The sequence below is a fragment of the Nonomuraea sp. IBHARD001 genome, assembly GCF_056106265.1.
In genome coordinates this window covers 6,899,791-6,924,002 of the sequence record NZ_JBWBBW010000002.1, presented here as the reverse complement: position 1 = coordinate 6,924,002, position 24,212 = coordinate 6,899,791, and the positions used below count along the sequence as shown (strand labels likewise).

The window sequence follows — 24,212 nt, the reverse complement described above, 5'->3', positions numbered from 1 at the left end:
AACTTTACCGAGCCTTGGCGATCAGTACTCCCAGATCGGGAATTTGCCTGCTCCTGCTGGGATCGAGCACTTGGCGCGCGGCTTCGCGCGGCGTCAGCTCGCGGGCCGCGTCGGCCACCGCACCCGTCACGATCGCGGTGGCGAACGAGGTGCCGCTCCACGTGGCATAGCCGGAGTAGCCGTGCCCCTCGACGAAGCTGCTGGTCAGCCACTCGCCCTGGGCGCAGGCGTCCACCCAGGCGCCGTACGCGGAGAACGGCGCCCTGCCCTCGCCCGCGGCGTCCAGCGCGCCGACGGCGATCACCGTGTGCAGTGCGGCGGGCCAGAACGGCCGGTCGGAGGCGGTGTTGCCGGCACACGCCACCACGACCGTGCCGGGCAGCGCGGCGACGGCGTCGGCGACGATGGCCGACGGCTGGTCGTCCACACTGTGACCGCCGAAGGAGAGGTTCAGCACGTGCGGCGGATCGGCCCGCAGCCGGTGCAGCGCCCGGACCAGCCCGGCCTCGTCGCCGACGCCGTGGCTGTCGAGCACCCTGGTCATCTCCACCCGAGCCCCCGGCGCCCTGCCCACGACCAGGCCCGTGACGAACGTGCCGTGCCCGGCCTGGGCGTCGAGCGTGCCGTCCCCGTCGGCGTCGAGCACCTCGCCCGGCGTCGTGTCCGCGCCGCCGTACCAGGAGGTCTTGGACCACCAGGTGTGGGGTGCGAGGCCGGTGTCGAACACGCCGACCCGTACGCCGGAGCGGCCGCGTGCGGGGGAGCCCGGCGGTTCGGCGGGGAAGGGGCGTGAGGCGGGGCCGCCGAAGTACAGGGGCTGGCCGACGAGCACGTGGTTGGGCGCCGCCCGGTGGCCCTGCTCACGCAGGGTGCGGGCGAGGTCGGCGGCGTCGACGCCGGGGCTGAGTCTGAGCCTGCACACGCCGTCCGCCTCGGCCACGGCCTGGGTCCACCGGCTCGCCGCCGACAGCGCGCTCCTGTCGGTCAGCAGCTGCCCCGGCCTGATCAGCGCGCCGTCCACCTCTTGGATGTCCATGGGGATCTCTCTTTCCCCTGGTGCGATCGTGTCACGTATCACTCCCGCAACATCTTGGTATGACCCCCCTCTGGTGCCACGCCGCGACCGACGGTAGTCTCTCCCTAGTCACTTGTGATCATCCCAGGACGAGGCCGTTGGGGAAGGCGCACCTCGTACCGAAACGGGAGGTCCGGTGTCTGCTCGTGGCGTGCTTTACGTCCACTCGGCTCAGCCCGCGCTGTGCCCTCATATCGAATGGGCAGTCGCGGGCGTCCTTGGCGTGCCTGTCGACCTGACGTGGACCCCGCAGCCGGCCGCGCCCGGCACCCTGCGGTCACAGGCCGAATGGGAGGGGCGTCCCGGCATCGCGGCCGCCGTCACCTCGTCCATCATGGGCTGGCAGCGTGTGCGTTTCGAGATCACCGAGGATGGTTCGCCCGGTGTCGACGGCTCACGTCACGCCTATACGCCCACGCTCGGCGCCTTCACCGCGGTGATCGGCGCTTCGGGCGACATCCTCATTCCCGAGGACAGGGTGCGTGCGGCCATGCTCATGGCAGGTCAGGGCCGTGCCGTGCTCGAGGACGAGCTGGACAAGATGCTCGGCCGTCCCTGGGACGAGGAGCTCGAGCCGTTCCGCTATGCGGGTGACGGCGCCCCCGTGCGCTGGCTGCACGCGGCCGTGTAGCCGTCCGCGGCCCGCGTCCGACATCGGGTGCGGGCCGTGCCGTACGACGGCCTCTGAAGCGCCTCAGCGGCCGCGACACCACCACCTGACCCCCGCCTCACGACATGACCGAGGGCCCCACACGAATCCGTGTGGGGCCCTCGATCGTGTTGCACCAGGTCAACAGTGGGTAGATAACGGGCACATGCCCAGCGACAACCAAATGCGCCCCGAAGGCGTCACACATACGAACGAATCGGACGGCAGGAGAATCGGACGGCAGGATCGGCGTACGTGGCGTCGAGACGGTCACCGAGGAGCTCCACCGGCATGCACGCCTGCCGACGGCCCGCGAAGGGCCGAGGGCGGCGTGCCGATGCCGGGCGCCCGAGGACTAGCCCGCACCTGAGTAATGGTCCGAAAAGGACTAGTACGTGGTGAAGACGACCGCGGCGTTGTGGCCGCCGAACCCGAACGAGTTGTTGATCGCCGCGATGTCGCCGCCGGGCAGCTTGCGCGTGTCGCCGTGCACGATCTCGACGTCGATGCCGTCGTCGATGTCGTCCAGGTTGATGGTCGCGGGCACGATCCGCTCCTGCAGCGCCTTGATCGTGAACACCGACTCGATGCCACCGGCGCCGCCGAGCAGGTGACCGGTCATCGACTTGGTCGAGGTCACCAGCGGGTGCGTGCCGATCGCCTTGGCGACCGACTGCACCTCGATGACGTCGCCCGCCGGGGTCGAGGTGCCGTGCGCGTTGATGTGCTTGATGTCGTGGCCGGTGACGGCGGCGTCGGTGAGCGCCATCGTCATCGCCATGATGATGCCACGGCCCTCGGGCTCGGGCTGTGTGATGTGGTGGGAGTCGGCCGAGTAGCCGACGCCCGCCGCGACCGCGTAGATGCGCGCGCCGCGCGCCTTGGCGTGCTCCTCGGACTCCAGCACGACGATGCCCGCGCCCTCGCCCAGCACGAAGCCGTCACGCGCCTTGTCCCACGGCCGTGAGGCGCCCTGCGGGTCGTCGTTGCGCGTCGACATGGCACGCGCGGCGGAGAACGCGGCGATGTTCAGCGGGTGGATCGCCGCCTCGGTGCCGCCCGCGACCACGATGTCGGCGCGGCCCGACCTGATCATGTCCATGGCGTAGCCGATCGCCTCCGCGCCCGACGCGCAGGCCGAGACGGTCGCGTGCACACCGGCCTGGGCGCCCAGATCGAGACCGATCCAGGCGGCGGGCCCGTTGGGCATGAGCATCGGCACGGTGAAGGGCGAAAGGCGCTGCCAGCCCTTCTCCTTGAAGGTGTCGTAGGCCGAGAGCGTGGTGGTGATGCCGCCGATGCCGCTGGAGACCACGACGCCGAGCCGCTCGGGCGCCACCTCGGGCGCGCCCGCGTCCTGCCAGGCCTGGCGGGAGGCGACCAGCGCGAACTGCTCGCTGCGGTCGAGACGACGGGCTTCGGGCCTGGGCAGCACCTCGGCCGGGTCGACGGCCGCGACGCCCGCGAACTTCACGGGCAGGCTGTCGACCCAGTCCTCGGTGATCGTCCTGACCCCCGACTGACCGGCGAGGAGAGCCGACCAGGTCGAATCGACGTCTCCACCGAGGGGCGTCGTCGCGCCGAGCCCGGTGACGACGACACGTACCCGGTTTGCACTCACTGTCTGCACTCCTTGTTGATCAGCGGGGTCTATCGGTGACGCGAAGGCTAGGCCTGGATGAAGCTGAGGACGTCCTTGACCGTCTTCAGGTCCTTGAGCTGGTCGTCGGGGATCTCGACGCCGAACTTGTCCTGCGCGGCCACGGCGATCTCGACCATGGACAGGGAGTCGATGTCGAGGTCGTCGACGAAGCTCTTCTCAGGGGTGACCTCGGACGCCGGAATGCCGGTGATCTCGTTGACGATCTCGCCGAGGCCCGCGAGGATCTCCTGCTCGGTGACTGCCATGTCGGTGGTTCTCCTTAGATTTCATTTGGGTTCTGTACGGCCTGGCCGTACAAGCCGGAAAGACGTGCGGAGTGAAGGCTAGGGGATCTCGACCACTTGACCGGCATAGGTCAGGCCGGCCCCGAAGCCGAGCAGAAGGGCCAGCCCGCCGGAGCGGACCTCGCCGCGCTCGATCATGCGCGAGAGGGCCAGCGGGATGGAGGCGGCCGAGGTGTTGCCCGCCAGCACGATGTCCCTGGCGATGACGGCGTTGTCGGCGCCGAGCTTGCGGGCGATGGCCTCGATGATGCGCAGGTTGGCCTGGTGCGGCACGAAGGCGGCCAGCTCCGAGGGGTGCACGCCGGCACGCTCGCAGGCGAGCCTGGCGACCGGGTGAAGCGCGGTCGTCGCCCAGCGGAACACGGTCTGGCCCTCCTGGTGCAGGAAGGAGTCGCGGTCCTTGATGATGATGGCGTCGGACTTGTCGCCCGCGCTGCCCCACACGACCGGCCCGATGCCGGGAGTGTCGGAGGGGCCGACCACGGCCGCGCCGGCGCCGTCGGCGAAGATCACCGCGGTCGCCCTGTCGGTCCAGTCGATCCACTGCGAGAGCTTCTCCGAGCCGATCACCAGCACGTGCCTGGCGCTGCCAGCGCGCACGGCGTCGTTGGCGACGGCCAGCGCGTAGGAGAAGCCGGAGCACGCGGTGTTGACGTCGAAGGCGCCGGGCGACTTGATCTCGAGACGGGTGGCGACCCTGGCCGCCGCGTTGGGGATCTGGCTCTCCAGCGTGCAGGTGGCGACGATGACCAGGTCGATGTCGGCGGGCGAGAGGCCGCTCGCGGCCAGCGCCTTGCCTCCGGCCTGGGCGGCCAGGTCGATGTCGCTCTCGGTGTCGGGCGCGACCCTGCGCTCCTTGATGCCGACGCGGCTCTGGATCCACTCGTCGTTGGTCTCGATCGTCTGCGACAGGTCGTCGTTGGTGACGATGTTGGCCGGCTGGTAGTGGCCGAACGCCAGAATCTTCGCGCCGGGTGAGCCCTGCGTCATCGTGATCACTGCAGCAGCTCCCTGGCGGCGTCGAGGTGGTCGGGGGTCTTCAGGGCGACGGTCTTGACACCGCGAAGGGCGCGCTTGGCCAGGCCGGTCAGTGTGCCGCCGGGGACGAGCTCGATCATCGCGGTGACGCCGAGATCGGCCATCGTGGTCATGCAGCGGTCCCAGCGCACGGGGTTGCTCACCTGGTTGACCAGGCGCTCGACGACCTCGGCCCCGGTGGTGACGACCTGCCCGTCGGCGTTGGACAGCAGCTTGATCGCGGGGTCGGCGGGCGTGAGCCCTTCGACGGCTCCGCGCAACTGCTCGGCCGCCGGGGCCATGTGCACGGTGTGGAAGGCTCCGGCGACCGCGAGCGAGATCAGCCTCGCCTTGGCGGGCGGGTCCTCCTTGAACGCGGCCAGCTGCGCGAGCGTGCCACCCGCGACGATCTGCCCGGCGCCGTTGATGTTGGCGGGGGTCAGGCCGTGCTCGGCCAGCGAGGCCAGCACCTCCTCCTCGTCGCCGCCGAGCACCGCGGTCATGCCGGTCTCGGTGACGGAGGCGGCCTTGGCCATCGCCTGGCCGCGCTCGCGCACCAGGCCGAGCGCCTGCTCGGGAGTGATCACTCCGGCCAGTGCGGCGGCGGCGAGCTCGCCCACGCTGTGCCCGGCGAGCAGGTCGGGCGTGACGCCCAGGACCTCGGCCGCGGCCAGTGAGGCGGCTACGAGGAGTGGCTGTGCGACGGCGGTGTCACGGATCTCGTCGGCGTCCGCGGTGGTGCCGTAGGCGATCAGATCGAGGCCGACGACATCGGACCATGCGGTGAGCCTGTCGGCTAGACCTGGGAGTTCGAGCCATGGGGTCAGGAAGCCTGGAGCCTGGGCGCCTTGGCCCGGCGCGACGAGTACGAGCACGCACTCCACCATGCCCTGTAGAAGTCCGACACGCGGATAAGGATCCGTACGAACTTTGTCCAGGGCACCTTGTAGGAAACATACAGCGGTTGCGCAGGTCGGGTGCGTTAAGCGCGCCAGGTGGCAGCGGTCTCGGCCAGTCTGCCCAGGATCAGGCCGACCTGGAGGGTGAAGGCGGATCTGCCCTCGGTCGGCTGGTATCCGGTCAGCTCGGTGATTTTCTTCAGCCGGTAGCGGACCGTGTTCGGGTGCACGAACAGCAGTCTGGCCGTGGCTTCGAGCGAGGTGCCCTGCTCCAGGTACGTCGAGAGCGTGTCGAGCAGCGGGGTGCCGGCGAGCGGCAGGTAGACGTTCTCGACGAGCTGGCCGCGCGCGTCGTCGTCGCCGTCGAGCGCGCGCTCGGCCAGCAGGTCCTCGGCGTGCACCGGCCTCGGCGCGTCGGGCCAGCCCCCGGCCGCGCGCAGCCCGGCGATCGCCGCCCTGGCCGAGCTGGCTGCGGCGTGCAGGTCGGCGACCTCGGGGCCGACCACGATGGGCCCCTCGCCGAACCTCGGCACCACGCGCCTGGCCGCCACCTCGACGCTGTCGGCGCCGCCGACGATCACGATCAGCCTGTCGGCCTGGATGCCGGCCAGCATGTCGAGGTTGGACCTGCGGCTCTTCTCCCTGATGCCGTCGATGACGGCCTGCGGGTCGTCGTCGGGCGCGTTGCCCGCCAGCACGACGACGGGGGAGGAGGTCCAGCCGAGCGCCGCGGCCCAGGAGTGCAGCCCGTCGTCGACCTCGCCGCGTACGAGCGCGTCGACGATCAGCGCCTCCAGCCTGGCGTCCCAGGCGCCGCGCGCCTCGGCCTCGCGGGCGTAGACCTGGGCGGCGGCGAAGGCCACGTCACGTGTGTAGCGCAGCATGGCCTGCTGCAGCATGTCGCCGCCGTCGGGTGCGGCGAGCTCGTCGACCTGGGCCTCGACCACCTCGACGATGACACGGATGATGTCGACCGTCTGCTGCAGCGAGATGTGCCGCTTGAGCTCGCGCGGAGCCGTGCCGAAGAACTCGATGCTGGGCGTCGGCCTGCCCTCGTCGGCATGCTGGAACCACTCGATGAACGCCGCTATCCCGGCCTGGGCCACCAGCCCGACCCATGAGCGGTCCTCGGCGCTGAGCGCCCTGAACCACGGCAGGCGCTCGTCCATGCGGGCCATGGCGTGCGTGCCGAGCGCGCCCATCGCCCGTTCCAGCCGGCGGGTGGTGTCCTCGCGCGTTCGATCGTTCACGCCCTCTAGGGTGCCAGCTCGCGGGCAGTGCTCAGGATCAGATGACGGCGACCGCCGTGATCAGGCCGATCATGAGGTGCGTGACGGCCAGCAGCAAGGTGCCGGGCCGCAGTTCGCCCTCCTTGACCAGCTCGCGCGCCGAGATCCCGGCGACCAGGTCGAAGGCCAGCATGGCGATCGTCTGTACGGCGATGCCGACCAGGCCGAACACCGCGGTCGTGAGCAGGCCCTCGTGCAGGGCGCCTCCCGACGACCAGATCGAGGCGGCCACGATCAGCCCGACGGCGGCCAGGCCGGAGGAGGTGAGCAGGGTGGCGTTCGGATTGCGCTCGGTCTTGATCATCGTACTGAGCCGGCCCGGGATGGCCAGGTCGATCACATAGAAGCCGACGATCAGCAGGACCACGCCGAGGGTGGCGTAGGCCCCGATGGCGAGTGCGCCGCGCCCGAGGTGCTCGGCAAGGGGCATGTCAGTTCTCCTCGATGCGGTGCGGTACGAACGACGAGGTGTCGTCGGTGATCAGGCCTGCCGTCTCGCGGATGCCCAGTCCCGCCGCCTCGTCGGCGACCATCCAGGCGCCCAGCACGGGATGCTGGCCGTCGAAGGACGGTAGCGGATCGAACGCCTGGTAGACCACGCCCGTTTCGGCCGAGTCTGCGTGGGTTGCGACTCTGATGCCCTCGCCCTCACGCCCGAGCAGCGGCTTGACGACGAAGGTGGCCAGGTCGGCGGGCCCCTCCAGGTAGGCGGGCAGCAGATTGGGATGCCCGGGGTACAGCTCCCACAGCAGCGCCAGCAGCGCCTTGTTCGACAGCAGCGTCTTCCACAGCGGCTCGATCCACGTGGTGGAGGCCGCATGCCGTACGGCCTGCGCGCCGAAACGGTCGTCGAGCATCCACTCCCAGGGGTAGAGCTTGAAGGCCGAGCGGATCACGCGCTGTTCGACGTCGACGAAGCGGCGGTTGAGCGGGTCCCAGCCGATGTCCTCCATGGCCACGGCGACGGTGGTGAGCCCGGCCTGGCCCGCCGTCTCCTGGAGGTAGGCCAGCGTCATCGCCTCCTCGCCCGTCTCGTCCCTGTTGGTCCAGGCGAAATGCGTGGGGCCGGTCGGCAGGACGAGGTCGCGCCAGCGGTCGATGAGGCGTTCGTGCAGGGAGTTCCACTGGTCGTCGCCGGGGTGCGCGTCCTGCAGCCAGAACCACTGCACGACCGCGGCCTCGACGAGCGAGGTGGGCGTGTCGCCGTTGTACTCCAGCAGCTTGGCCGGGCCCGTGCCGTCGTAGCGCAGGTCGAAGCGGCCGTACACGTGCGGGTCCCTGCGCTCCCAGGAGTGCGCCACCTCGGCGGCGGCCCATTCGGGCAGGCCGAAGTCGCGGAAGCGGTCATGCGTCACGACGTGGTCGACGACCGCGAGGCACATCCGGTGCAGCTCCTCGACCTGCTCTTCGAGGGCGAGGATCTCGGCCATGTCGAACACGTAGTGGACGGACTCGTCCCAGTAGGGGCGGGTACTGCCCGGTGTCTGCACCGCGCGGTGGAAGGCGAGGCCGTGGCCTTCGACGATCTGTTCCCACCCCTGGCGAGGGGTGCCGTGCTCACGTCGCATCGGGGGTCAGCCGCCGCTGCTGCCGCCACGGCCGCCGAAGCCGCCGCGCTGGATGACCGTGCCGGTGCGCGAGACGATGTGGGCGTCGGCCGGGCGTGCGGTGGTGCCCTTGAGCACGCGTCCGGCGATCCTGGTGCCCGCGTAGTACCAGGCGAAGGCGCCGAGCGAGCCCCGGTAGTGCGCCTGCTCGCAGTAGTTGTCCTCGACGACGGTGAAGGAGCCGTCCTCGACCTGCGTGGAGGTGTCGACGCAGTCGGCCGTGACCTCTTCGTCGTCCTGGTCGATGAGGCCGGCGCCGACCACGAGAACGGCGACGGCGCCTATGGCGGTCAGGGTGATCGCCTTCGTCGACATGGACCTGCCCGGCTTCTTGCCGGGTTTGCCCGGCTTCCAGGCCGGCGGCTTGGCTGGGACTGCCATCGATCTCCCGCCCATACGTGGTGCTTCGTACCTTTTGTTGATCTATTCACGCTTTTTCGTGACAACGTGTATGCGAGGGTAGCCGTTCCCTGGGTACGTAACCCGAATGGAGCCGGTGCAAGCATTGCGGGACATCGCTCGTCTTCTGGAACGAGCGGGCGAACCCACCTATCGGGTACGAGCCTTCCGCAATGCCGCAGCCGTCGTCGAGGGCCTCCCGCATGACGAACTCCTTCGGCTGGCCGCGTCCGGCGGGCTGTCGGCGCTGCCCGGGATCGGCAAGGTGACGGCGCTCGCGGTGTCGGAGGCGCTGGCCGGACAGGTGCCCACGTACCTGCGCAGGCTGCAGGCCACCGAGGGCGCCGACCTGGACGCCGACGCGAGCGCACTGCGCGCCGCGCTCAAGGGCGACCTGCACAGCCACTCCGACTGGTCGGACGGCGGCTCGCCGATCGAGGAGATGGCGCTGGCGGCCAAGGCGCTCGGCCACGAGTACTGGGCGCTCACCGACCACTCGCCACGCCTGACCATCGCGAGCGGCCTCACCGCCGAACGGCTGCGCGCGCAGCTCGACGTGGTCGCCGCGCTCAACGCCGAGCTCGCCCCCTTTCGCATCCTGACCGGGATCGAGGTCGACATCCTGGCCGACGGCCGCCTCGACCAGGAGCCCGAACTGCTGGCCGAGCTCGACGTCGTGGTGGCCAGCGTGCACTCCAAACTCCGTATGGACTCGGACGACATGACCAGGCGCATGGTCACCGCCGTCGCCGACCCGAACGTCGACGTGCTCGGCCACTGCACCGGCCGCATCGTCAAGGCGGGCACCAAGCGGGGCGGGCTGCGGCCGGAGTCCACGTTCGAGGCCGACCTGGTCTTCGAGGCGTGCAGGCGTTTCGGCGTCGCCGTCGAGATCAACTCACGGCCGGATCGGCTGGATCCGCCCAAGCGGTTGATCCGCCTGGCGTACGAGACGGGGTGCGTGTTCGCGATCGATTCCGACGCGCATGCGCCCGGGCAGCTCGAGTGGCTGGGGAACGGGTGTGAGCGGGCGGCGCTTTGCGGGGTCGAGGCGGATCGGGTGGTCAACACGTGGTCGCTGGAGCGGTTGCTGGCGTGGACCAAGGGGGAGTAGTCGTTTTCTGGGATTTCGAGTGGTTGCGGGGTCTGGAATGGTGCTCGGGCTTTTTCGGGCAGAGCCGAATTACGCTTCGAGGTTTCGAGGCGCGTCTATTTCGGGCCTTGGATGGAGGGCCTGGCCGGGGAGTGGCGGTAATTGTCGGTGGGGCGGCGTAGCGTCGCAGGCGTGAACCGAACCGATCGGCTCTACGCGCTCGTCGAGGACCTGCGCGCCATCGCCCCCAGGTGCCGGTCCGCTCGCGACCTCGCCGAGCGTTTCGAGGTGAGCGTGCGCACCATCGAGCGCGACATCGCCGCCCTGCAGCAGTCCGGCGTGCCCATCTACGCCGAACCCGGCCGCAAAGGCGGCTACGCGATCGACAAGAAGATGTCGCTGCCGCCGCTCAACTTCAGCCCCGCCGAGGCCGTGGCCATCGCGGTGGCCCTGAGCAGGGCCGGTGACCAGCCCTTCGGCGCCCAGGCCCGCAGCGCGCTGCGCAAGGTGGTGGCCGCCATGCCCGGCCCCGAAGGCGACCTGGCCAGGGAGCTCGCCCGCCGCGTGCAGCTCATGACGCCCGCCGACTCCGGGGAGACCATCCAGGCGCTCGGCTCGGCCGGAATCTCCAAGACCATCGAGGACGCGCTGCTGCGCCGCCAGGTGCTCCGCCTCGACTACGTCGACAGGAAGGGCGCGCTCAGCACCCGCGACGTGGAGCCCGGCGTGTTCCTCGGCGGGCGAGGCGGCTTCTGGTACCTCGTCGGCTGGTGTCGCCTGCGCGACGACGTGCGGGTGTTCAGGCTCGACCGCATCGCCGGCGCCACCCTGACCGGCGAGCGCTGCCCCGACCGGCCGCTCGAAGGCTTCGTCGCCGATGTGCCGGAGATGATCGTGCATGGCACGAATCTGGACTGAAAGCGAGTCGAAAACACCGACATAGGGTTGTCGTCAATGTCAGTCATCGTGGATGTGTTCGAAAGAGTCCGCCGTCCGACGGAAGAGAGACCATGACCACGCCTGCCTTCAACACCATCTCCTGGTTCGAGGTCGCCACCGACGCCCCCGACACCGCGGAGCAGTTCTACGGTGGCCTGTTCGGCTGGACCTACACCAAGGACCCCAACCCGGCCTACGACTACCGCCTGATCACCTACCCGGGCAGCGAGATCCCCGTCGGCGGCATCGGCAACACGGTCGGCGAGAAGCCCAACCACGCGATCTTCGTCGTCCACGTCGCCGACGTCGAGGAGAGCATCGCCAGGACGGAGGAACTCGGCGGCAAACTCCAGTCCAAGGTCGTCGGCCTGCCCTCCGGCCCCGACTTCGCCTATCTGAGCGACCCTGCGGGGAACACGTTCGGGATCTACCGACAGAAGGACTGAGGGGGAGGGGCTTGGTCGGGGGGTGCGCGTCGTGGGTCACGTTTGGGAGGGGCGATTGCGTACGGCCATGGCCCCTGGCAGGTCTGGGGGGCTGGGGGCTTGGCAGGCGATGCGTTGTTCAGCTCACGCTGCTGTTGAGGCTTGGCTTGTGGGCCTCATGCGGGGTTCGTCGTTTGTAGGGGAGTGACATGGGGGCTTGTGTCCCGCGTGGGTGCTCGTGCTTAGCCCGTGGGCCGTGTTCTGGCAGCGCAGCGGGCGAGCCGTGTTCTAGCGGATCTTACATTCCTGCATTTCCCTTGTGATCCCTGCATCTATCTCCCTTGTGAATCGACACGACCCCTCTTGCGCATTCCTCTTTTGTGCATTGACACGACCTGACGACGTGACCTTGCCCCCAAGCCCGCTCCTTTCTCGCTCCTCTGTCTGCCTTCCCTGAGTCGTAGGAGGCTTCTGAACTCAGACCTCGCGTTTGCCGCCTGAACGGGTGCCGGGTCACTTTCCCTCCGGTTTTCCGTGTGGCCCCTGTCGTGCCGATGACCTTCCCCATCGGTCGGCGATGGGCAGGCGGCGACGCGTCCGCGAGGCCGGTCCACGCCCGGCCTCACCCCATCCCGGGCTCGCCGCCCCCCGCCGAACGGCGGCGCGCCCGGGCGCAGGGGCCTCCCCGCCATGGGCGACGTGCAGCCACACCGCACGCCGCCCATGCCCCATACCTCCACGCCGGTTCCTTGTCCGTACCTGTTGCGCCAGCCGCTCCCTGGTCCCAGCCTTACGCAGGAGCAGGAGCAGGAGCAGGAGCAGGAGCAGGAGCAGGAGCAGGAGCAGGAGCAGGAGCAGGAGCAGGAGCAGGAGCAGGAGCAGGAGCAGGAGCAGGAGCAGGAGCAGGAGCAGGAGCTCGGGCCGGTTCTGTCCGCTTGCGCGGCATGGGGTTAGAGGCGTCCCAGGGCTGGGAAAGCCTTGCGGTTCGGCCTCGGCCTCGGCCTGAGGCTGGGGGCTGGGGGTCAAGTTTCCCCCTTGGCCCCCAGCCGACGAAAGCCTCGGCTGACGCGCAGCCCCACCTCTATGCCTCAACCAAGGCAAGCCCCTCAGGTCAAGCCTTGCCCCCCGTCAGGATGTCGTACGCCGCCTTCTCCGAGATGATCGCCGTGGGGGCCCAGATGAACAGGCCTGGGATGCGCGGGAACGCGGAGGCGTCGACGACGCGGAGGCCGGTGGTGCCTCGGACGCGGAACTTGCTGTCGAGGACGGACATGGGGTCGGTGTCGCGGCCGATCGGGTTGCTGCACGAGGCGTGGTGGCCCCAGGCCTCCTGGCGGACCCAGCGGCCCAGCTGGTCGCGGTTGGACAGCTGCGGCCCGGGCCAGATCTCGCGGCCCACCCCGGCCTTGGTGTTGATGCGGCGGATCATCTCGACGGAGTCGACCATCGCGGCGACGTCGTCGGCGCCGCCCTTGCCGTCGTCGAACTTGCGGAAGTTGATGAACGGCGGATGCGTCGGATCGGAGGAGCGCAGCCGTACGGTGCCCATGCGGGACTGGGCGTAGCCCTTGAGGATGAGCCAGGTGAAGCGGTTGTGCACGTACCCGGCCTCGCCGAAGCCGGGCTTGTAGCCGCGGAAGTCGACCGGCGCCCCGAAGACGTAGAGCTGGGCCCGCGGATCGGCGCCGTACCTGCGCTTGATGCCGCCGACGACGCCGTTGAACGAGTACGGATGGAACCCGCCGAACCCGGTCAGGTCCAGCCCGGCGCCGATGCCGAGACAAGGGTCGAAGCCCTTGCCGAACGTACACGCCTGGATGAGCGTGAACGGCCTGTGGTCGGTGACGACGGCGGCCTCGTACCTGTCCTGGAGGTTGCCGCCGACGCCGGGCAGGTCGACCTGGACGGGAATGCCGAGCCTGGACAGGTGGTCGCGCGGCCCGATGCCGGACAGCATGAGCAGCTGCGGGCTGTTGAACGCGCCGCAGGCCACGATGACCTCCTTGCGCGCCCTGATCACCCTGGGCGCCTGCTGCCGGTAGCCGCTGGACCCGGCCAGCGGCGAGGCGCCGTACAGGTGGCGTCCGACGCGGCACTCGACGCCGACGGCGCGTTTGGTGCCGCCGGGGCCGGGTTCGAGCACGACGCGGGTGGCGAGGATGTCGGTGAGGATCGTCAGCCTGGAGGCGTACCTGTTGGAGGCGGCCAGCAGCATGTCCTTGGGGCCGTACCTCTTGCCTGCCCTGCTCATCTGCGGCGTGCGGATGAAGCCCTGGCGACCGCCGACGTTGCGCGGGTCGTTGGTGCCGAGCGGGTCGGTGATGACGTCGCCGCCCGGCAGGACGGCGGCCTCGGCGCGTGCGGCCCGCATCAGCGCGCCGAGCTGCGGGTCGATCTCGGTGGCGCCGATCAGCGCGGGGTACTCGACCGGCTGCCAGCTCAGCATGCGCTGCCAGTGGCCCCACATGGCCTCGGGCGACCAGGAGGCGTCCCCGGTCAGCTCCTGGATGTAGCGCCAGTCCGACGGGTCCGGATACATCGTGATCAGTGCGTTGTGCGCCGTGCAGCCGCCGAGCGTGGAGGCACGCGGGTACAGCACGCCCTGGTCCTTGACCCACTGGGTGGCGGAGGCGCTCTGCGCCTGGTCGGTGTAGTGCCTGACATAGAAGTCCCAGCGCACGGCGGTGTCCGACCCGGCGGCCAGGTTGCTCAGCGCCGGCGTGTCGTACCAGGTGCGGTTGCCCGCGGGCGGCCCGGCCTCCAGCACGATCACCGTATGGCCGGCCTCGGCCAGCCGCGCGGCCAGCGGAGCTCCGCCGGGCCCGGAGCCGACGATCACGTAGTCGGCCTCGTCCGCCGATGCCGACCACGCGGGCGTCGTACCGCCGAGCGCGACGGCCCCGGCGGTGAGCGCACCCAGCCTGAGCACGTCACGGCGGTCGAACGAAGTACTCACAACGATTCCCCCTGGGATGTGTTCACCGGGGGGTAGGTGACAGAAAGTAGTCGTACGTCATGATCTAATCACGCAATGTAATCAACTGATACCCCCGATAGGGGAGACACATATGAGTAAGTTGCGAGCGCGGCCGACGGCCGTGCTGGGGGCGGGCGCCGCGATCCTGGCCATCGGCCTGCTTGCGGGCCCGGGCACGGGCGTCGGAGTCGCGTCCAACCACGTGGACTCGCCGCTGCAGATCCTCGATCCGCAGATGGACGTCACCGACCTCTACGCCTTCACCAGTCCGGACCGGCAGGACACGGTCACCATCATCTGGAACTACATCCCGTTCGAGCTGCCGGTCGTGCCGCTGCCCTGGTACAGGTTCGCCACCCAGGGCTTCTACGACCTGCACATCGACAAGGACGGCGACGCCAAGGAGGACATCACCTACCGCTGGTGGTACCGCAACGGCGACGGCAGCGGCGACCCGAAGGCGCCGCCGAGCAAGGGCTACCCGGCCTACCCCGCCGAAGGGGCCGGCCAGGACCCGCGCGACCTGCCGTACAACGGTCAGAACGTGGAGCAGACGCCGGGCCGCAAGGGCGCCAGGACGTTCATCCCGCAGAGCTACAAGCTGGAGCTGATCCGGCCGGGCAAGCCCACGCAGGTCCTGCTGGACGACGCGCCGGTCTCGCCGTGGCCGCTCGGCCTGGACTACAAGCAGAAGTTCGAGAAGGCGATCGTCCCGCTGTCCAACGGCGGCAAGACGTTCTCGGGGCCGGTCAAGGACCCGTTCTTCTTCGACTTCAGGTCGATCAGCCTGACCAGGATCGGCAACCCGGTCGCGCCGCCGTTCGACTTCTTCCTGCCGTTCAACGTGCACACGATCGCCATCCAGCTGCCGAAGTCGGAGCTGGCGATCAACGGCGACGTCAACCGCAACCCGGTGACCGGCATCTGGGCGACGACCTCGCGCCGGACGCTGAACCTGGACGGCAGCGGCAAGCCGAAGTACACGCAGGTGTCGCGGCAGGGCCTGTCGATGTTCGGCGACAGCGTCAACCCGATCCCGCTGCGTGACTTCTACCACCGCTCGCACCCGTCGACCGACGCGACGAACAAGGCCATGCGTGCGGGTATCACGCTGCCCTACGCCTCGGCCCTGCTGGCGCCCGGCCTGCTGCACCTGCCGCCGCTGCCGCCGCGCAGGGACTTCGAGCAGGTCTTCCTGACCGGCATCTCCAAGGCCAACGGGCCGATCAAGATGGATCTCAACGCGCACTCGCTCAACCGTGACGCCGATCCCAGCAAGATCGTCCCGGCCGAGATGACCAGGCTGAACATGGCCGTACCGGTCACGGCCAAGCCCAACAGGTTCGGCGTCATCGGCGGCGACCCGCAGGGCTGGCCCAACGGCCGCAGGCTCACCGACGACGTCACGGTGTCGTTCATGCGCCTGGCGATGGGCGAGCCGATGACGCGCGGCTCACTGCTGCCGACCTGGTTCAGCCCGATCATCGGCCCGGCCAAGCCGATCAGGTCGACGTTCCCGTACGAGGCATATCCCGACATCCGCTGACGACCAGGCCGGGTCCCACCGCGAAGGCGGGACCCGGCCCTCCCCGTGGGCAACCACGACCGGCACCCGGCGAGCGCGCCAACCGCCCGCCCCGTTCGCCATGAGAGCGACCACAACCGTCACCCATGTGAGGAGAGATCACCCATGCGTCGTGCCCTGCTGTCGATCGGAGCCGCGGTGCTCGCGGCCGGGGGAGCCGTGGTGCTGTTCGGGCCGGGACAGGGCCAGGACGCCGCCACCGGGCAGGCCGCGGCCGATCCCTCGCGTGCGGCCGTGGCCAGGGCCAGGGTCGCGAGCGGCGATCCGGCGGCTGCGGCGGAGGCCGCGCGGCAGCGGCTGCGTACCTCGCCGAAGGACGCGGCGACCTGGGCCGCGCTCGGCGCCGCGCTGGTGGAGCAGGCCAGGCTCACCGCCGACCCGGCCCAGCACGCCGACGCGGACAAGGCGCTGACCACCTCGCTCAGGCTCAAGCCGGACGACAACCTCGCCGCGCTCGTCGCCAGCGGTGCCCTGGCCACCGCAAGGCACGAGTTCGCCGCCGCCCGCACCTGGGCGGAACGGGCGATCAAGCTCTCACCCGGCCACGCGGCGGCCTACGGCGTGCTGAGCGACGCCTGCGTCAACCTGGGCGACTACGCGGGCGCCAAGGTGGCCCTGCAGCGCATGCTCGACCTCAATCCCGGCGTCGCCTCCTTCCTGCGCGCCGCGCACCACTTCCAGCTCACCGGACAGCCGGACCGGGCCAAGGAGTCGCTCGACCTGGCCATGGACGCCGCCGTCCTGCCCTCCGACGTGGCCTTCACCTGGTACAGACGCGGCGAGCTCGCCTGGTACGGCGGGCACGCCGAACAGGCGCTCGACGCCTACGACGAGGCCGTGAACGCCGCGCCGGGCTACGCGCCCGCCCTCGCGGCCAAGGCCAGGGTCGAGGCCGCGCTCGGCAGAGAGGAACTGGCGCTGGCCGACTACACCGCGGCCGTCGAACGCGCCCCGCAGCCCGGCCTCATCGTCGAACTCGGCGAACTGCACCAGGCGCTCGGCGACACCACCGCGGCGAAGACGCAGTTCGACCTGGCCAGGCGCCTGCTGAGCGGATACGGCGACGACTACGCCTCGGGCCTGTTCGAGGCCGACCACGGCGACCCCGCACGCGCCGTGACCCACCTGGAGCGCGAGTGGCGCAGGCGCGACAGCGTCGAGGTGGCGGGCGCGCTCGGCTGGGCCCTGCACAAGGCGGGCAGGCAGCGCGAGGCCCTGACCTACCTCACCAAGGCTGGCAGCCTGGGCGGCGGCGACGCCCTCCTGGCCTATCGCAAGGGCTGCGCGCAACGCGCGATCGGCGAGGACAAGGCCGCCAGGCGCAGCTTCGCGGCGGCCCTGAAGGCCAATCCGAACTTCCAGCACGCGCCCGAGGCCAGACGCGCCCTCGGCGGCTGAGGCCCTGGATACTCCTCTAGGACGCGGGACAGGTCGTGCCGTTCTCGGGCACCTGCCCGTCGAGCAGGTAGCGGTCGACGGCCGACATGACGCACCTGCTGCCCGACAGGTAGGCGCCGTGCCCCTCGCCCTCGTAGGTCACCAGCACCCCGCTCCCGAGCTGCCGGGTCAGCTTCGGCGCCCACTGGTACGGCGTGGCGGGGTCGCCGCGCCCGCCGACGACGACGATCGGCGCGGACCCGGCCGCGTTGATCTTGCGGGCCTCGTCGCTGCCGGGCACCGGCCACACCGCGCACATGCCGCCCGAGCCCTCCCCGCCGAACAGCGGCGAGATCTTCATCGCCGCCGCCTTCGTCCGGTCGAGCTCCTGCCGGTCGGGCCGTTCGGCCGTGTCCACGCACGTGATGGCGGGAAAGCTGCTCATCTGGGTGGAGTAGCTGCCGTCCGGCCTGCGCCCGTTGTAGGTGTCGGCGAGGAACAGCAGCGCCTCGCCCTGCCCGGCGATGGCCTGTGCCACGCCGGTCTCCAGCAGCGGCCACGTCAGCTTGGAGTACAGCGCGCTGGAGATGCCGGTGGCGGCCAGCCCCTGGGTGAGCCGCCGCTCGCCGACGGGCAGCGGCTTGGCCGTCAGCGTGGTGAGCAGCCGCTCGACGGCCTGGTCGGCCTTCTCCTTGGTCGCGCCGAACTCGCACCCGGCCTTGACGCAGTCGGCCAGGAAGCTCTCGTACGCCTGCTGGAACCCGGCCGTCTGCACCAGCGTCCGCTGTTCGAGCGAGGCGCTCGGGTCGAGCGGAGCGTCCAGCACCATGCGCCCGACGCCCGCAGGGAACCTGGTGGCGTAGACCGCGCCGAGCTGCGTGCCGTACGAGATGCCGAAGTAGTTGAGCTTGGCGTCGCCGACCGCGGCGCGGATGCGGTCCATGTCCTGTGCGGCGTTGACCGTGCCGACATACGGCAGCATCCGGCCCGAGTCGCGCTCGCAGGCCGTGGTGAACGCCTTGGTCGCCCGGTCCAGGTCGGCCTGGTGCGCGGCGGTGTCGGGCAGGGTGTCGAGCGCGGTGAAGGCGTCCATGGCGGCGCCGTCGCCGCACACCACGCCCGAGCTGCGGTCGACGCCGCGCGGGTCGAAGCTCACCAGGTCGTAGCGTGCGCCCAGCGTGCCGAACGCCTTGGCCGCCTGCGACAACGTCTCCACGCCCGAGGCCCCGGGCCCGCCGAAGTTGAACACCAGCGACCCGATCCGCGCCCCCGGCCCGGTCGCGGGCACCTTGATCAGCGCGATCTCGATCTGCTCGCCGCCCGCGTCGGCGTAGTCGAGGGGTACGGCGAGCCTGGCGCAGCGCTGCGTGGCGTCGGGCGAGGCGGGCGCCTGCCCGTCGGGCCGCAGGATGTCCGTGCACGGCCCCCAGACGAGCGCTGCGGTGCCGGCGCCGGTGCTCGGGCTCTCGCCTTGGCTCCCGCAGGCGGCGAGCGCCAGGGCGAGCACGGCGGCCGTGGCCGCGGAGTACGGGACGAGGCGCATGGAGATCCCCCTCAGGCAGGTGGGGGATGATCTCCACGATACGCCTGAGGGGAAAGGGAGGCGGCGCGCACCCCTCCTGAACGCGCCGCCTCACCAGATCACACGGAGTTCCAGCCGGAACATGACGGCGCCCCCGGAAGAAATTTCTCTTCTTCCGGGGGCGCGTGTGCGTCGGTGAGCGTCAGACGCCCATGGACTGGGTGTCGTTGCTCTCGGCGCCGCCCGCCTCGGTGACGCCGTTCTTCAGGTGGTACCTGGCGATGGCCTCGCGCAGCACCTCGGGCTTGAGCTCGCCGCGCCCGACGAGCTGTGTGAGCACGGCCAGCGTGATCGACGCGGCGTCGACGTGGAAGTGCCTGCGCAGCGCCGAGCGGGTGTCGGACAGGCCGAACCCGTCGGTGCCGAGCGAGCTCCAGTCGCCGGGCACCCACTGGGCGATCTGGTCCTGTACGGCCTTCATGTAGTCGCTGACGCCCACGAAGGGGCCGCTCGCGCCCGACAACGCCTGCGTCACGTAGGGCACGCGCCGCTCGGCGTCGGGGTTGAGCAGGTTGTGCTCGTCGCAGGCCAGGGCCTCACGGCGCAGCTCCGACCACGAGGTCGCCGACCACACGTCGGCCGAGACGCCCCAGTCCTCGGCGAGCAGGCGCTGGGCCTCCACCGCCCAGGGACCGGCCACGCCCGAGACCAGGATGTTGGCCTTGGGGCCGTCCTGGCGGGGGGAGTCGGCGAACTTGTACAGGCCCTTGAGCAGGCCCGCGACGTCCAGCCCCGCGGGCTCGGCGGGCTGCAGGTAGGGCTCGTTGTAGACGGTGAGGTAGTAGAAGATGTTCTCCGGCTTGTCGCCGTACATCCTCCGCAGGCCGTCCTTGATGATGTGGGCGATCTCGAAACCCCAGGCCGGGTCGTAGGAGACCGCGCCCGGGTTGGTCGAGGCGATGAGCGGCGTGTGGCCGTCCTCGTGCTGCAGGCCCTCGCCGTTGAGCGTGGTGCGGCCCGCGGTGGCGCCCAGCAGGAAGCCCCTGCTCATCTGGTCGGCCATCTGCCACATCTGGTCGGCCGTGCGCTGCCAGCCGAACATCGAGTAGAAGATGTAGATCGGGATCATGTGCTCGCCGTGCGTGGCGTAGGACGAGCCGACCGCGATCGTCGAGGCCATCGAACCCGACTCGGTGATGCCCTCGTGCAGGATCTGACCCTCGGTCGACTCCTTGTACGACAGCAGCAGGTCCCTGTCGACGGCCTCGTAGGTCTGGCCGTGCGGCGAGTAGATCTTGGCGGTCGGGAACATCGCGTCGAGGCCGAACGTGCGCGCCTCGTCCGGGATGATCGGCACGAACCTGTGACCGATCTCCTTGTCGCGCATCAGGTCCTTGAGCAGCCTGACGAAGGCCATCGTGGTGGCGACCGTCTGCTTGCCCGAGCCCTTGGCCAGGAGCTTGTAGGCCTCGTCGCCGGGCAGTTTCAGCGCCTTGGCCCGCACCACGCGCTTGGGCAGCACGCCGCCCAGCGCCGCGCGGCGCTCCTTCATGTAGGCGATCTCCTCGTCGTTCTCACCGGGGTGGAAGTACGGCGGGAGGTCGCCTTCGAGCGCGGAGTCGGGGATCGGCAGGTAGAGCCGGTCGCGGAACTCCTTGAGCTCGGCCTTGGACATCTTCTTCATCTGGTGCGTGGCGTTGCGCGCCTCGAAGTCCTTGCCGAGCGTCCAGCCCTTGATGGTCTGGGCGAGGATGACCGTCGGCTGGCCGACGTGCTCGCGCGCCGCCTTGAACGCGGCGTAGACCTTGCGGTAGTCGTGGCCGCCGCGCGACAGCTTGCGGATGTCGTCGTCGGTGAGGTGCTCGACCATCTTGCGCAGGCGCGGGTCGCCGCCGAAGAAGTGCTCGCGGATGTAGTCGCCCGACTCGACGGAGTAGGTCTGGAACTGGCCGTCCGGAGTGGTGTTCATCCGGTTGACCAGGACGCCGTCGACGTCGGCCGCCAGCAGCGGGTCCCAGTCGCGGCCCCACACGACCTTGATGACATTCCATCCGGCGCCGCGGAAGTACGACTCCAGCTCCTGGATGATCTTGCCGTTGCCGCGCACGGGGCCGTCGAGGCGCTGCAGGTTGCAGTTGATGACGAACGTGAGGTTGTCGAGCTCCTCGCGCGAGGCCAGGCCGATGGCGCCGAGCGACTCGGGCTCGTCCATCTCGCCGTCGCCGAGGAAGGCCCACACGTGGCTGCGCGAGGTGTCCTTCAGCTTGCGGTTGAGCAGGTAGCGGTTGAACCGCGCCTGGTAGATCGCGCCGATCGGGCCGAGGCCCATGGACACGGTCGGGAACTCCCAGAAGTCCGGCATGAGCCGCGGGTGCGGATAGGAGGGCAGCCCGTGGAAGCCGTGCGAGAGCTCCTGGCGGAAGGCGTCGAGCTGAGCCTCGTTCAGCCGCCCTTCGAGGAAGGCCCTGGCGTAGATGCCGGGTGCGGCGTGGCCCTGGAAGAAGACCTGGTCGCCCGACTCGCCGTGGTCCTTGCCGCGGAAGAAGTGGTTGAAGCCGACCTCGTAGAGCGAGGCGGCCGAGGCGTAGGTCGCGATGTGGCCGCCGACGTTGGTGCGCGCGTTGGCCCTGGTCACCATGACCGCGGCGTTCCAGCGGGTGTAGGCGCGGATGCGCCGCTCGACGTGCTCGTCGCCGGGGAACCAGGGCTCGCGCTCCGGCGCGATCGTGTTGATGTAGTCGGTGCTGCGCAGGCCGGGCACGCCGACCTGGTGCTCACGGGCCCGCTCCAGCAGGCGCAGCATCAAGTAGCGGGCGCGGGTGCGCCCCTCCGTCTTCACGACGTTGTCGAGCGACTCGAGCCACTCGTTGGTCTCGCTGGGATCGACATCAGGGAGCTGGCTGGGTAGGCCGTCACTGATGATCGAGAAACGCTGGCGTCCGGAAGCCACTGGGTCTCGCCTTCCGAGGGTGACTGATGTCTGTCTGGTCTGGTGTCGCGATGAGTCTGGGTCGCCTTCCATCCTGGTCGCTTGCGCCGGAAAGTGCATCTCTACTGACCGGTAACCAGGACATCCCTGCTGGCAGGGCTATACGGGTGGCCTAGACCACCGATGGTAGGACGAATCGCCACCAAAGGTTACATCGGGGTGGCCATTTAACAAGTACGGAAAAGATACGAACTTTTCCATCCCGGTACGGCGAGCGCCACGCGGGCGGGTCGTCCAGCGCGGACTCCCTGCCTGCCCGTCAAAAGTCCCTCCAAACCGGACAAAATTCCGAAGGGGATTCCAGCTCCGGGCTTTCCCCGCGAGGACGGCCGTACGAAGCTGTAGGCATGACGGCACAAGCCGCAGGCGCGGCGCGGAGCGGCAGGTGGGACAAGGGTGACGGGAAGGACGCCGCCCTTCCTCGCGCGGGCCCGCCGCGCGCGCGAGGGACGCGGTCGTCGTCCCAGGTCAGCGGGGGTCGTAGGATTTCGGTGTGAGATCTCAGGTCATCGAGGTGGCGACCGGCTCCCGTGAGCGGGTGCACGACATCACCGCCGAGTGCGAGAGCTTCGTCGGACAGGCGGGCGGCGACGGGCTGCTGCACGTCTTCGTCCCGCACGCCACCGCGGGGGTGGCGCTGATGGAGCTCGGCTCGGGCAGCGACGACGATCTCCTGGCCGCCCTCGGCGACCTGCTGCCGGCCGACGACAGATGGCGGCACGCGCACGGCTCACGCGGCCACGGCCGTTCCCATGTGATGCCGGCACTGATACCGCCCTACGCGAGCGTCCCCGTTCTCGGTGGCCGTCTCGCGCTGGGCACCTGGCAGTCCATAGCGATCGTCGACCTCAACGTCGACAACCGGGAGCGGCGGGTTCGCCTGTCGTTTTTGTCCGGTTGATTCCTTGGGATCGGCGGCTGTCCTCGTGGCGACCGTTGACGACTAAGGGTCACAGCGTGTGGACTGTCCCGAAGCAATAATCCGAAGCAGGAGGGATACACGTGAGCGCGACCGCGGGTCAGGCGCAGGGCGAGCGCGGCCTGGCCGAACGACTTGGTCTCAAGCCGGGTCAGGTGGTGCAGGAGATCGGTTGGGACGAGGACAGCGACGACGAGCTTCGCGACTCCATCGAAAGTCTCACCGGTAACGAGTTGCTCGACGAGTCCAGCTACGACGTCGTCGACGTCGTGCTGATGTGGTGGCGCGACGGAGACGGGGATCTGTTCGACGCACTCAGCGACGCGATGCGAGCACTCGCCGACGGCGGCCAGATCTGGCTGCTGACTCCCAAGGCCGGCCGAGAGGGCCACGTGGAGCCGAGCGACATCGGCGAAGACGCCACCACGGCGGGCCTGTCCCAGACCAGCAGCATCTCCGCAGCGCCGGACTGGTCAGGAACGAGACTGGTCGGTCCCAAGGGCAGGAAGTAGACGATCGGGGCCTGCCGTACGGCTGACGCGGTCGTACGGCAGGATGATGACGCCTGTCATCGTCATCGCCTCATCGTCATCGCCGGAGGACCCCGTGACCAAGGCCGTCGAGGTCGGCACCATCGCCCCTGACTTCGCGCTGAAGGATCAGCACGGCGCCGTCGTCAGGCTCTCCGGCTTCCGGGGCAGGCGTGTCGTGCTCGTCTTCTATCCGCTCGCCTTCACCGGTGTGTGCCAGGGCGAGCTGCATGCGTTGCGTGACGACTTCGTCGCACAGGCGGGGCCTGATGTCCAGGTTTTGACCGTGTCGGTGGATTCCATCTTCTCCCACCGGGCATGGGCGGATCAGGAGGGCTTTTCTTTCCCTCTGCTCTCCGACTTCTGGCCACACGGACAGGTCGCGCGGGCGTACGGTGTCTTCGATGAGGTGAAGGGCTTCGCGGCCCGGGGGACCTTCATCATCGACGGCGACGGCGTGATCCGCTGGTCGGTGGTCAGCCCGATGTCCTCGGCGCGTGACATCTCCGACTACGTCACGGCGCTCGACGGCATCTGAATCACTTTTCATGACGACGGAGGGGCCATGCCCTGCTATCGCTGCGGGGCCCGGCAGACCGACCCGGTCAGAGGCGCGAGCCCGTGGAAGCGTGGGGTCCGCTTCGATGCCCAGGTGCTGATCTGCCCGGACTGCCAGCGCGCACACGATCTCGAGCTCGACGCGTGCGGCACGTGCGGCTCGACCTCGCTCATCCGCAGGCTCGGCGAGGTGGAGTGCCGCGGCTGCGGCGCGGTCCGCCTCGCGGGCGACGACGGTCAGACCGAGGCGCAGGCCGAAGGACAGGCCGGCGGACGGCTGGTCACCTCGGGTGCGCCTCCCGGGCTCGCCGACGAGGTCGAGGCGGCGCTGAGCCGGGTGCTCGGCCGTCTGACCTCCCGCTGAACCGCGGGTGTCTCACCCTTTGGTCAGCGGCATGCCCGAAATAGCCGCCAGA

General features: G+C 69.8%; 23 protein-coding genes. 11 read left to right on the top strand and 12 right to left on the bottom strand.

The window, feature by feature from the left end; translation table 11 throughout:
• Window positions 1-4 precede the first annotated feature (4 nt).
• On the bottom strand, window positions 5-1,036 hold the full coding sequence (locus tag ACTWNK_RS33130; RefSeq protein ID WP_474308847.1) for a S8 family peptidase: 1,032 nt from the start codon (window positions 1,034-1,036) through the stop codon (window positions 5-7).
• 175 nt (window positions 1,037-1,211) lie between these two features.
• On the opposite strand from ACTWNK_RS33130, the gene ACTWNK_RS33125 reads away from it, so the two are divergent.
• Window positions 1,212-1,706: a DUF3145 domain-containing protein gene (locus tag ACTWNK_RS33125; RefSeq protein ID WP_474308846.1), complete on the top strand. Its 495-nt coding sequence runs from the start codon at window positions 1,212-1,214 to the stop codon at window positions 1,704-1,706.
• A gap of 406 nt (window positions 1,707-2,112) precedes the next feature.
• Here ACTWNK_RS33125 and fabF read toward each other — a convergent pair whose 3' ends face one another.
• The 8 genes from fabF to ACTWNK_RS33085 form a co-directional block, all read right to left on the bottom strand.
• The gene (gene fabF / locus ACTWNK_RS33120; protein WP_474308845.1) at window positions 2,113-3,345 is read right to left on the bottom strand and encodes a beta-ketoacyl-ACP synthase II; all 1,233 of its coding nucleotides are present in this window, start codon (window positions 3,343-3,345) and stop codon (window positions 2,113-2,115) included.
• Between the two features lie 47 nt (window positions 3,346-3,392).
• Window positions 3,393-3,632, bottom strand: coding sequence for an acyl carrier protein (locus ACTWNK_RS33115; protein WP_474308844.1), 240 nt, complete (start codon window positions 3,630-3,632; stop codon window positions 3,393-3,395).
• A gap of 78 nt (window positions 3,633-3,710) precedes the next feature.
• Window positions 3,711-4,661, bottom strand: a complete 951-nt coding sequence (locus ACTWNK_RS33110; protein ID WP_474311052.1) for a beta-ketoacyl-ACP synthase III — start codon at window positions 4,659-4,661, stop codon at window positions 3,711-3,713.
• 5 nt (window positions 4,662-4,666) lie between these two features.
• On the bottom strand, window positions 4,667-5,563 hold the full coding sequence (locus ACTWNK_RS33105) for an ACP S-malonyltransferase (protein WP_474308843.1): 897 nt from the start codon (window positions 5,561-5,563) through the stop codon (window positions 4,667-4,669).
• 107 nt (window positions 5,564-5,670) lie between these two features.
• Window positions 5,671-6,789 (bottom strand): PucR family transcriptional regulator, encoded by a 1,119-nt coding sequence (locus ACTWNK_RS33100; RefSeq protein ID WP_474311050.1) that lies wholly within the window; start codon window positions 6,787-6,789, stop codon window positions 5,671-5,673.
• Between the two features lie 85 nt (window positions 6,790-6,874).
• A complete protein-coding gene (locus ACTWNK_RS33095) occupies window positions 6,875-7,306 on the bottom strand; it encodes a DUF350 domain-containing protein (protein ID WP_474308842.1) in 432 nt (143 codons plus the stop codon).
• Between the two features lies 1 nt (window position 7,307).
• The gene (locus ACTWNK_RS33090) at window positions 7,308-8,444 is read right to left on the bottom strand and encodes a glutathionylspermidine synthase family protein (protein WP_474308841.1); all 1,137 of its coding nucleotides are present in this window, start codon (window positions 8,442-8,444) and stop codon (window positions 7,308-7,310) included.
• A gap of 6 nt (window positions 8,445-8,450) precedes the next feature.
• The gene (locus ACTWNK_RS33085; protein ID WP_474308840.1) at window positions 8,451-8,864 is read right to left on the bottom strand and encodes a hypothetical protein; all 414 of its coding nucleotides are present in this window, start codon (window positions 8,862-8,864) and stop codon (window positions 8,451-8,453) included.
• Between the two features lie 106 nt (window positions 8,865-8,970).
• On the opposite strand from ACTWNK_RS33085, the gene ACTWNK_RS33080 reads away from it, so the two are divergent.
• From ACTWNK_RS33080 to ACTWNK_RS33065, 4 genes are all read left to right on the top strand, one after another.
• Window positions 8,971-9,996 carry a PHP domain-containing protein gene (locus ACTWNK_RS33080; RefSeq protein ID WP_474308839.1) on the top strand — a complete coding sequence of 342 codons (1,026 nt, stop codon included), beginning with the start codon at window positions 8,971-8,973 and terminating at the stop codon, window positions 9,994-9,996.
• Between the two features lie 171 nt (window positions 9,997-10,167).
• Window positions 10,168-10,893 carry a helix-turn-helix transcriptional regulator gene (locus ACTWNK_RS33075; RefSeq protein WP_474308838.1) on the top strand — a complete coding sequence of 242 codons (726 nt, stop codon included), beginning with the start codon at window positions 10,168-10,170 and terminating at the stop codon, window positions 10,891-10,893.
• A 92-nt stretch (window positions 10,894-10,985) separates the two neighbouring features.
• Entirely contained in the window at window positions 10,986-11,360 is a 375-nt protein-coding gene (locus ACTWNK_RS33070) for a VOC family protein (protein WP_474308837.1), read from the top strand.
• Window positions 11,361-12,101: 741 nt separating this feature from the next.
• A complete protein-coding gene (locus ACTWNK_RS33065) occupies window positions 12,102-12,293 on the top strand; it encodes a hypothetical protein (protein ID WP_474308836.1) in 192 nt (63 codons plus the stop codon).
• A gap of 157 nt (window positions 12,294-12,450) precedes the next feature.
• Here the strand turns inward: ACTWNK_RS33065 and ACTWNK_RS33060 are convergent, their stop codons facing one another.
• Complete coding sequence (locus ACTWNK_RS33060) at window positions 12,451-14,295, bottom strand: GMC family oxidoreductase (protein WP_474308835.1); 1,845 nt, start codon at window positions 14,293-14,295, stop codon at window positions 12,451-12,453.
• 112 nt (window positions 14,296-14,407) lie between these two features.
• Here ACTWNK_RS33060 and ACTWNK_RS33055 point away from each other — a divergent pair, with 112 nt between their 5' ends.
• Entirely contained in the window at window positions 14,408-15,862 is a 1,455-nt protein-coding gene (locus ACTWNK_RS33055) for a DUF4331 domain-containing protein (protein WP_474308834.1), read from the top strand.
• Between the two features lie 144 nt (window positions 15,863-16,006).
• Window positions 16,007-17,299 carry a tetratricopeptide repeat protein gene (locus tag ACTWNK_RS33050; RefSeq protein WP_474308833.1) on the top strand — a complete coding sequence of 431 codons (1,293 nt, stop codon included), beginning with the start codon at window positions 16,007-16,009 and terminating at the stop codon, window positions 17,297-17,299.
• A gap of 16 nt (window positions 17,300-17,315) precedes the next feature.
• On the opposite strand, the gene ACTWNK_RS33045 is transcribed toward ACTWNK_RS33050, so the two are convergent.
• The gene (locus ACTWNK_RS33045) at window positions 17,316-18,821 is read right to left on the bottom strand and encodes an alpha/beta hydrolase (RefSeq protein ID WP_474308832.1); all 1,506 of its coding nucleotides are present in this window, start codon (window positions 18,819-18,821) and stop codon (window positions 17,316-17,318) included.
• Window positions 18,822-19,002: 181 nt separating this feature from the next.
• Window positions 19,003-21,750 (bottom strand): pyruvate dehydrogenase (acetyl-transferring), homodimeric type, encoded by a 2,748-nt coding sequence (aceE, locus tag ACTWNK_RS33040; RefSeq protein WP_474308831.1) that lies wholly within the window; start codon window positions 21,748-21,750, stop codon window positions 19,003-19,005.
• A gap of 532 nt (window positions 21,751-22,282) precedes the next feature.
• Here aceE and ACTWNK_RS33035 point away from each other — a divergent pair.
• The 4 genes from ACTWNK_RS33035 to ACTWNK_RS33020 all read left to right on the top strand — a co-directional run bounded on the left by ACTWNK_RS33035 (window position 22,283) and on the right by ACTWNK_RS33020 (window position 24,160).
• Window positions 22,283-22,690 (top strand): secondary thiamine-phosphate synthase enzyme YjbQ, encoded by a 408-nt coding sequence (locus ACTWNK_RS33035; RefSeq protein ID WP_474308830.1) that lies wholly within the window; start codon window positions 22,283-22,285, stop codon window positions 22,688-22,690.
• Window positions 22,691-22,791: 101 nt separating this feature from the next.
• Complete coding sequence (locus tag ACTWNK_RS33030; RefSeq protein ID WP_474308829.1) at window positions 22,792-23,220, top strand: DUF3052 domain-containing protein; 429 nt, start codon at window positions 22,792-22,794, stop codon at window positions 23,218-23,220.
• Between the two features lie 94 nt (window positions 23,221-23,314).
• Window positions 23,315-23,776, top strand: coding sequence for a peroxiredoxin (locus tag ACTWNK_RS33025; RefSeq protein WP_474308828.1), 462 nt, complete (start codon window positions 23,315-23,317; stop codon window positions 23,774-23,776).
• 27 nt (window positions 23,777-23,803) lie between these two features.
• The gene (locus tag ACTWNK_RS33020; RefSeq protein WP_474308827.1) at window positions 23,804-24,160 is read left to right on the top strand and encodes a hypothetical protein; all 357 of its coding nucleotides are present in this window, start codon (window positions 23,804-23,806) and stop codon (window positions 24,158-24,160) included.
• Window positions 24,161-24,212: the final 52 nt, after the last annotated feature.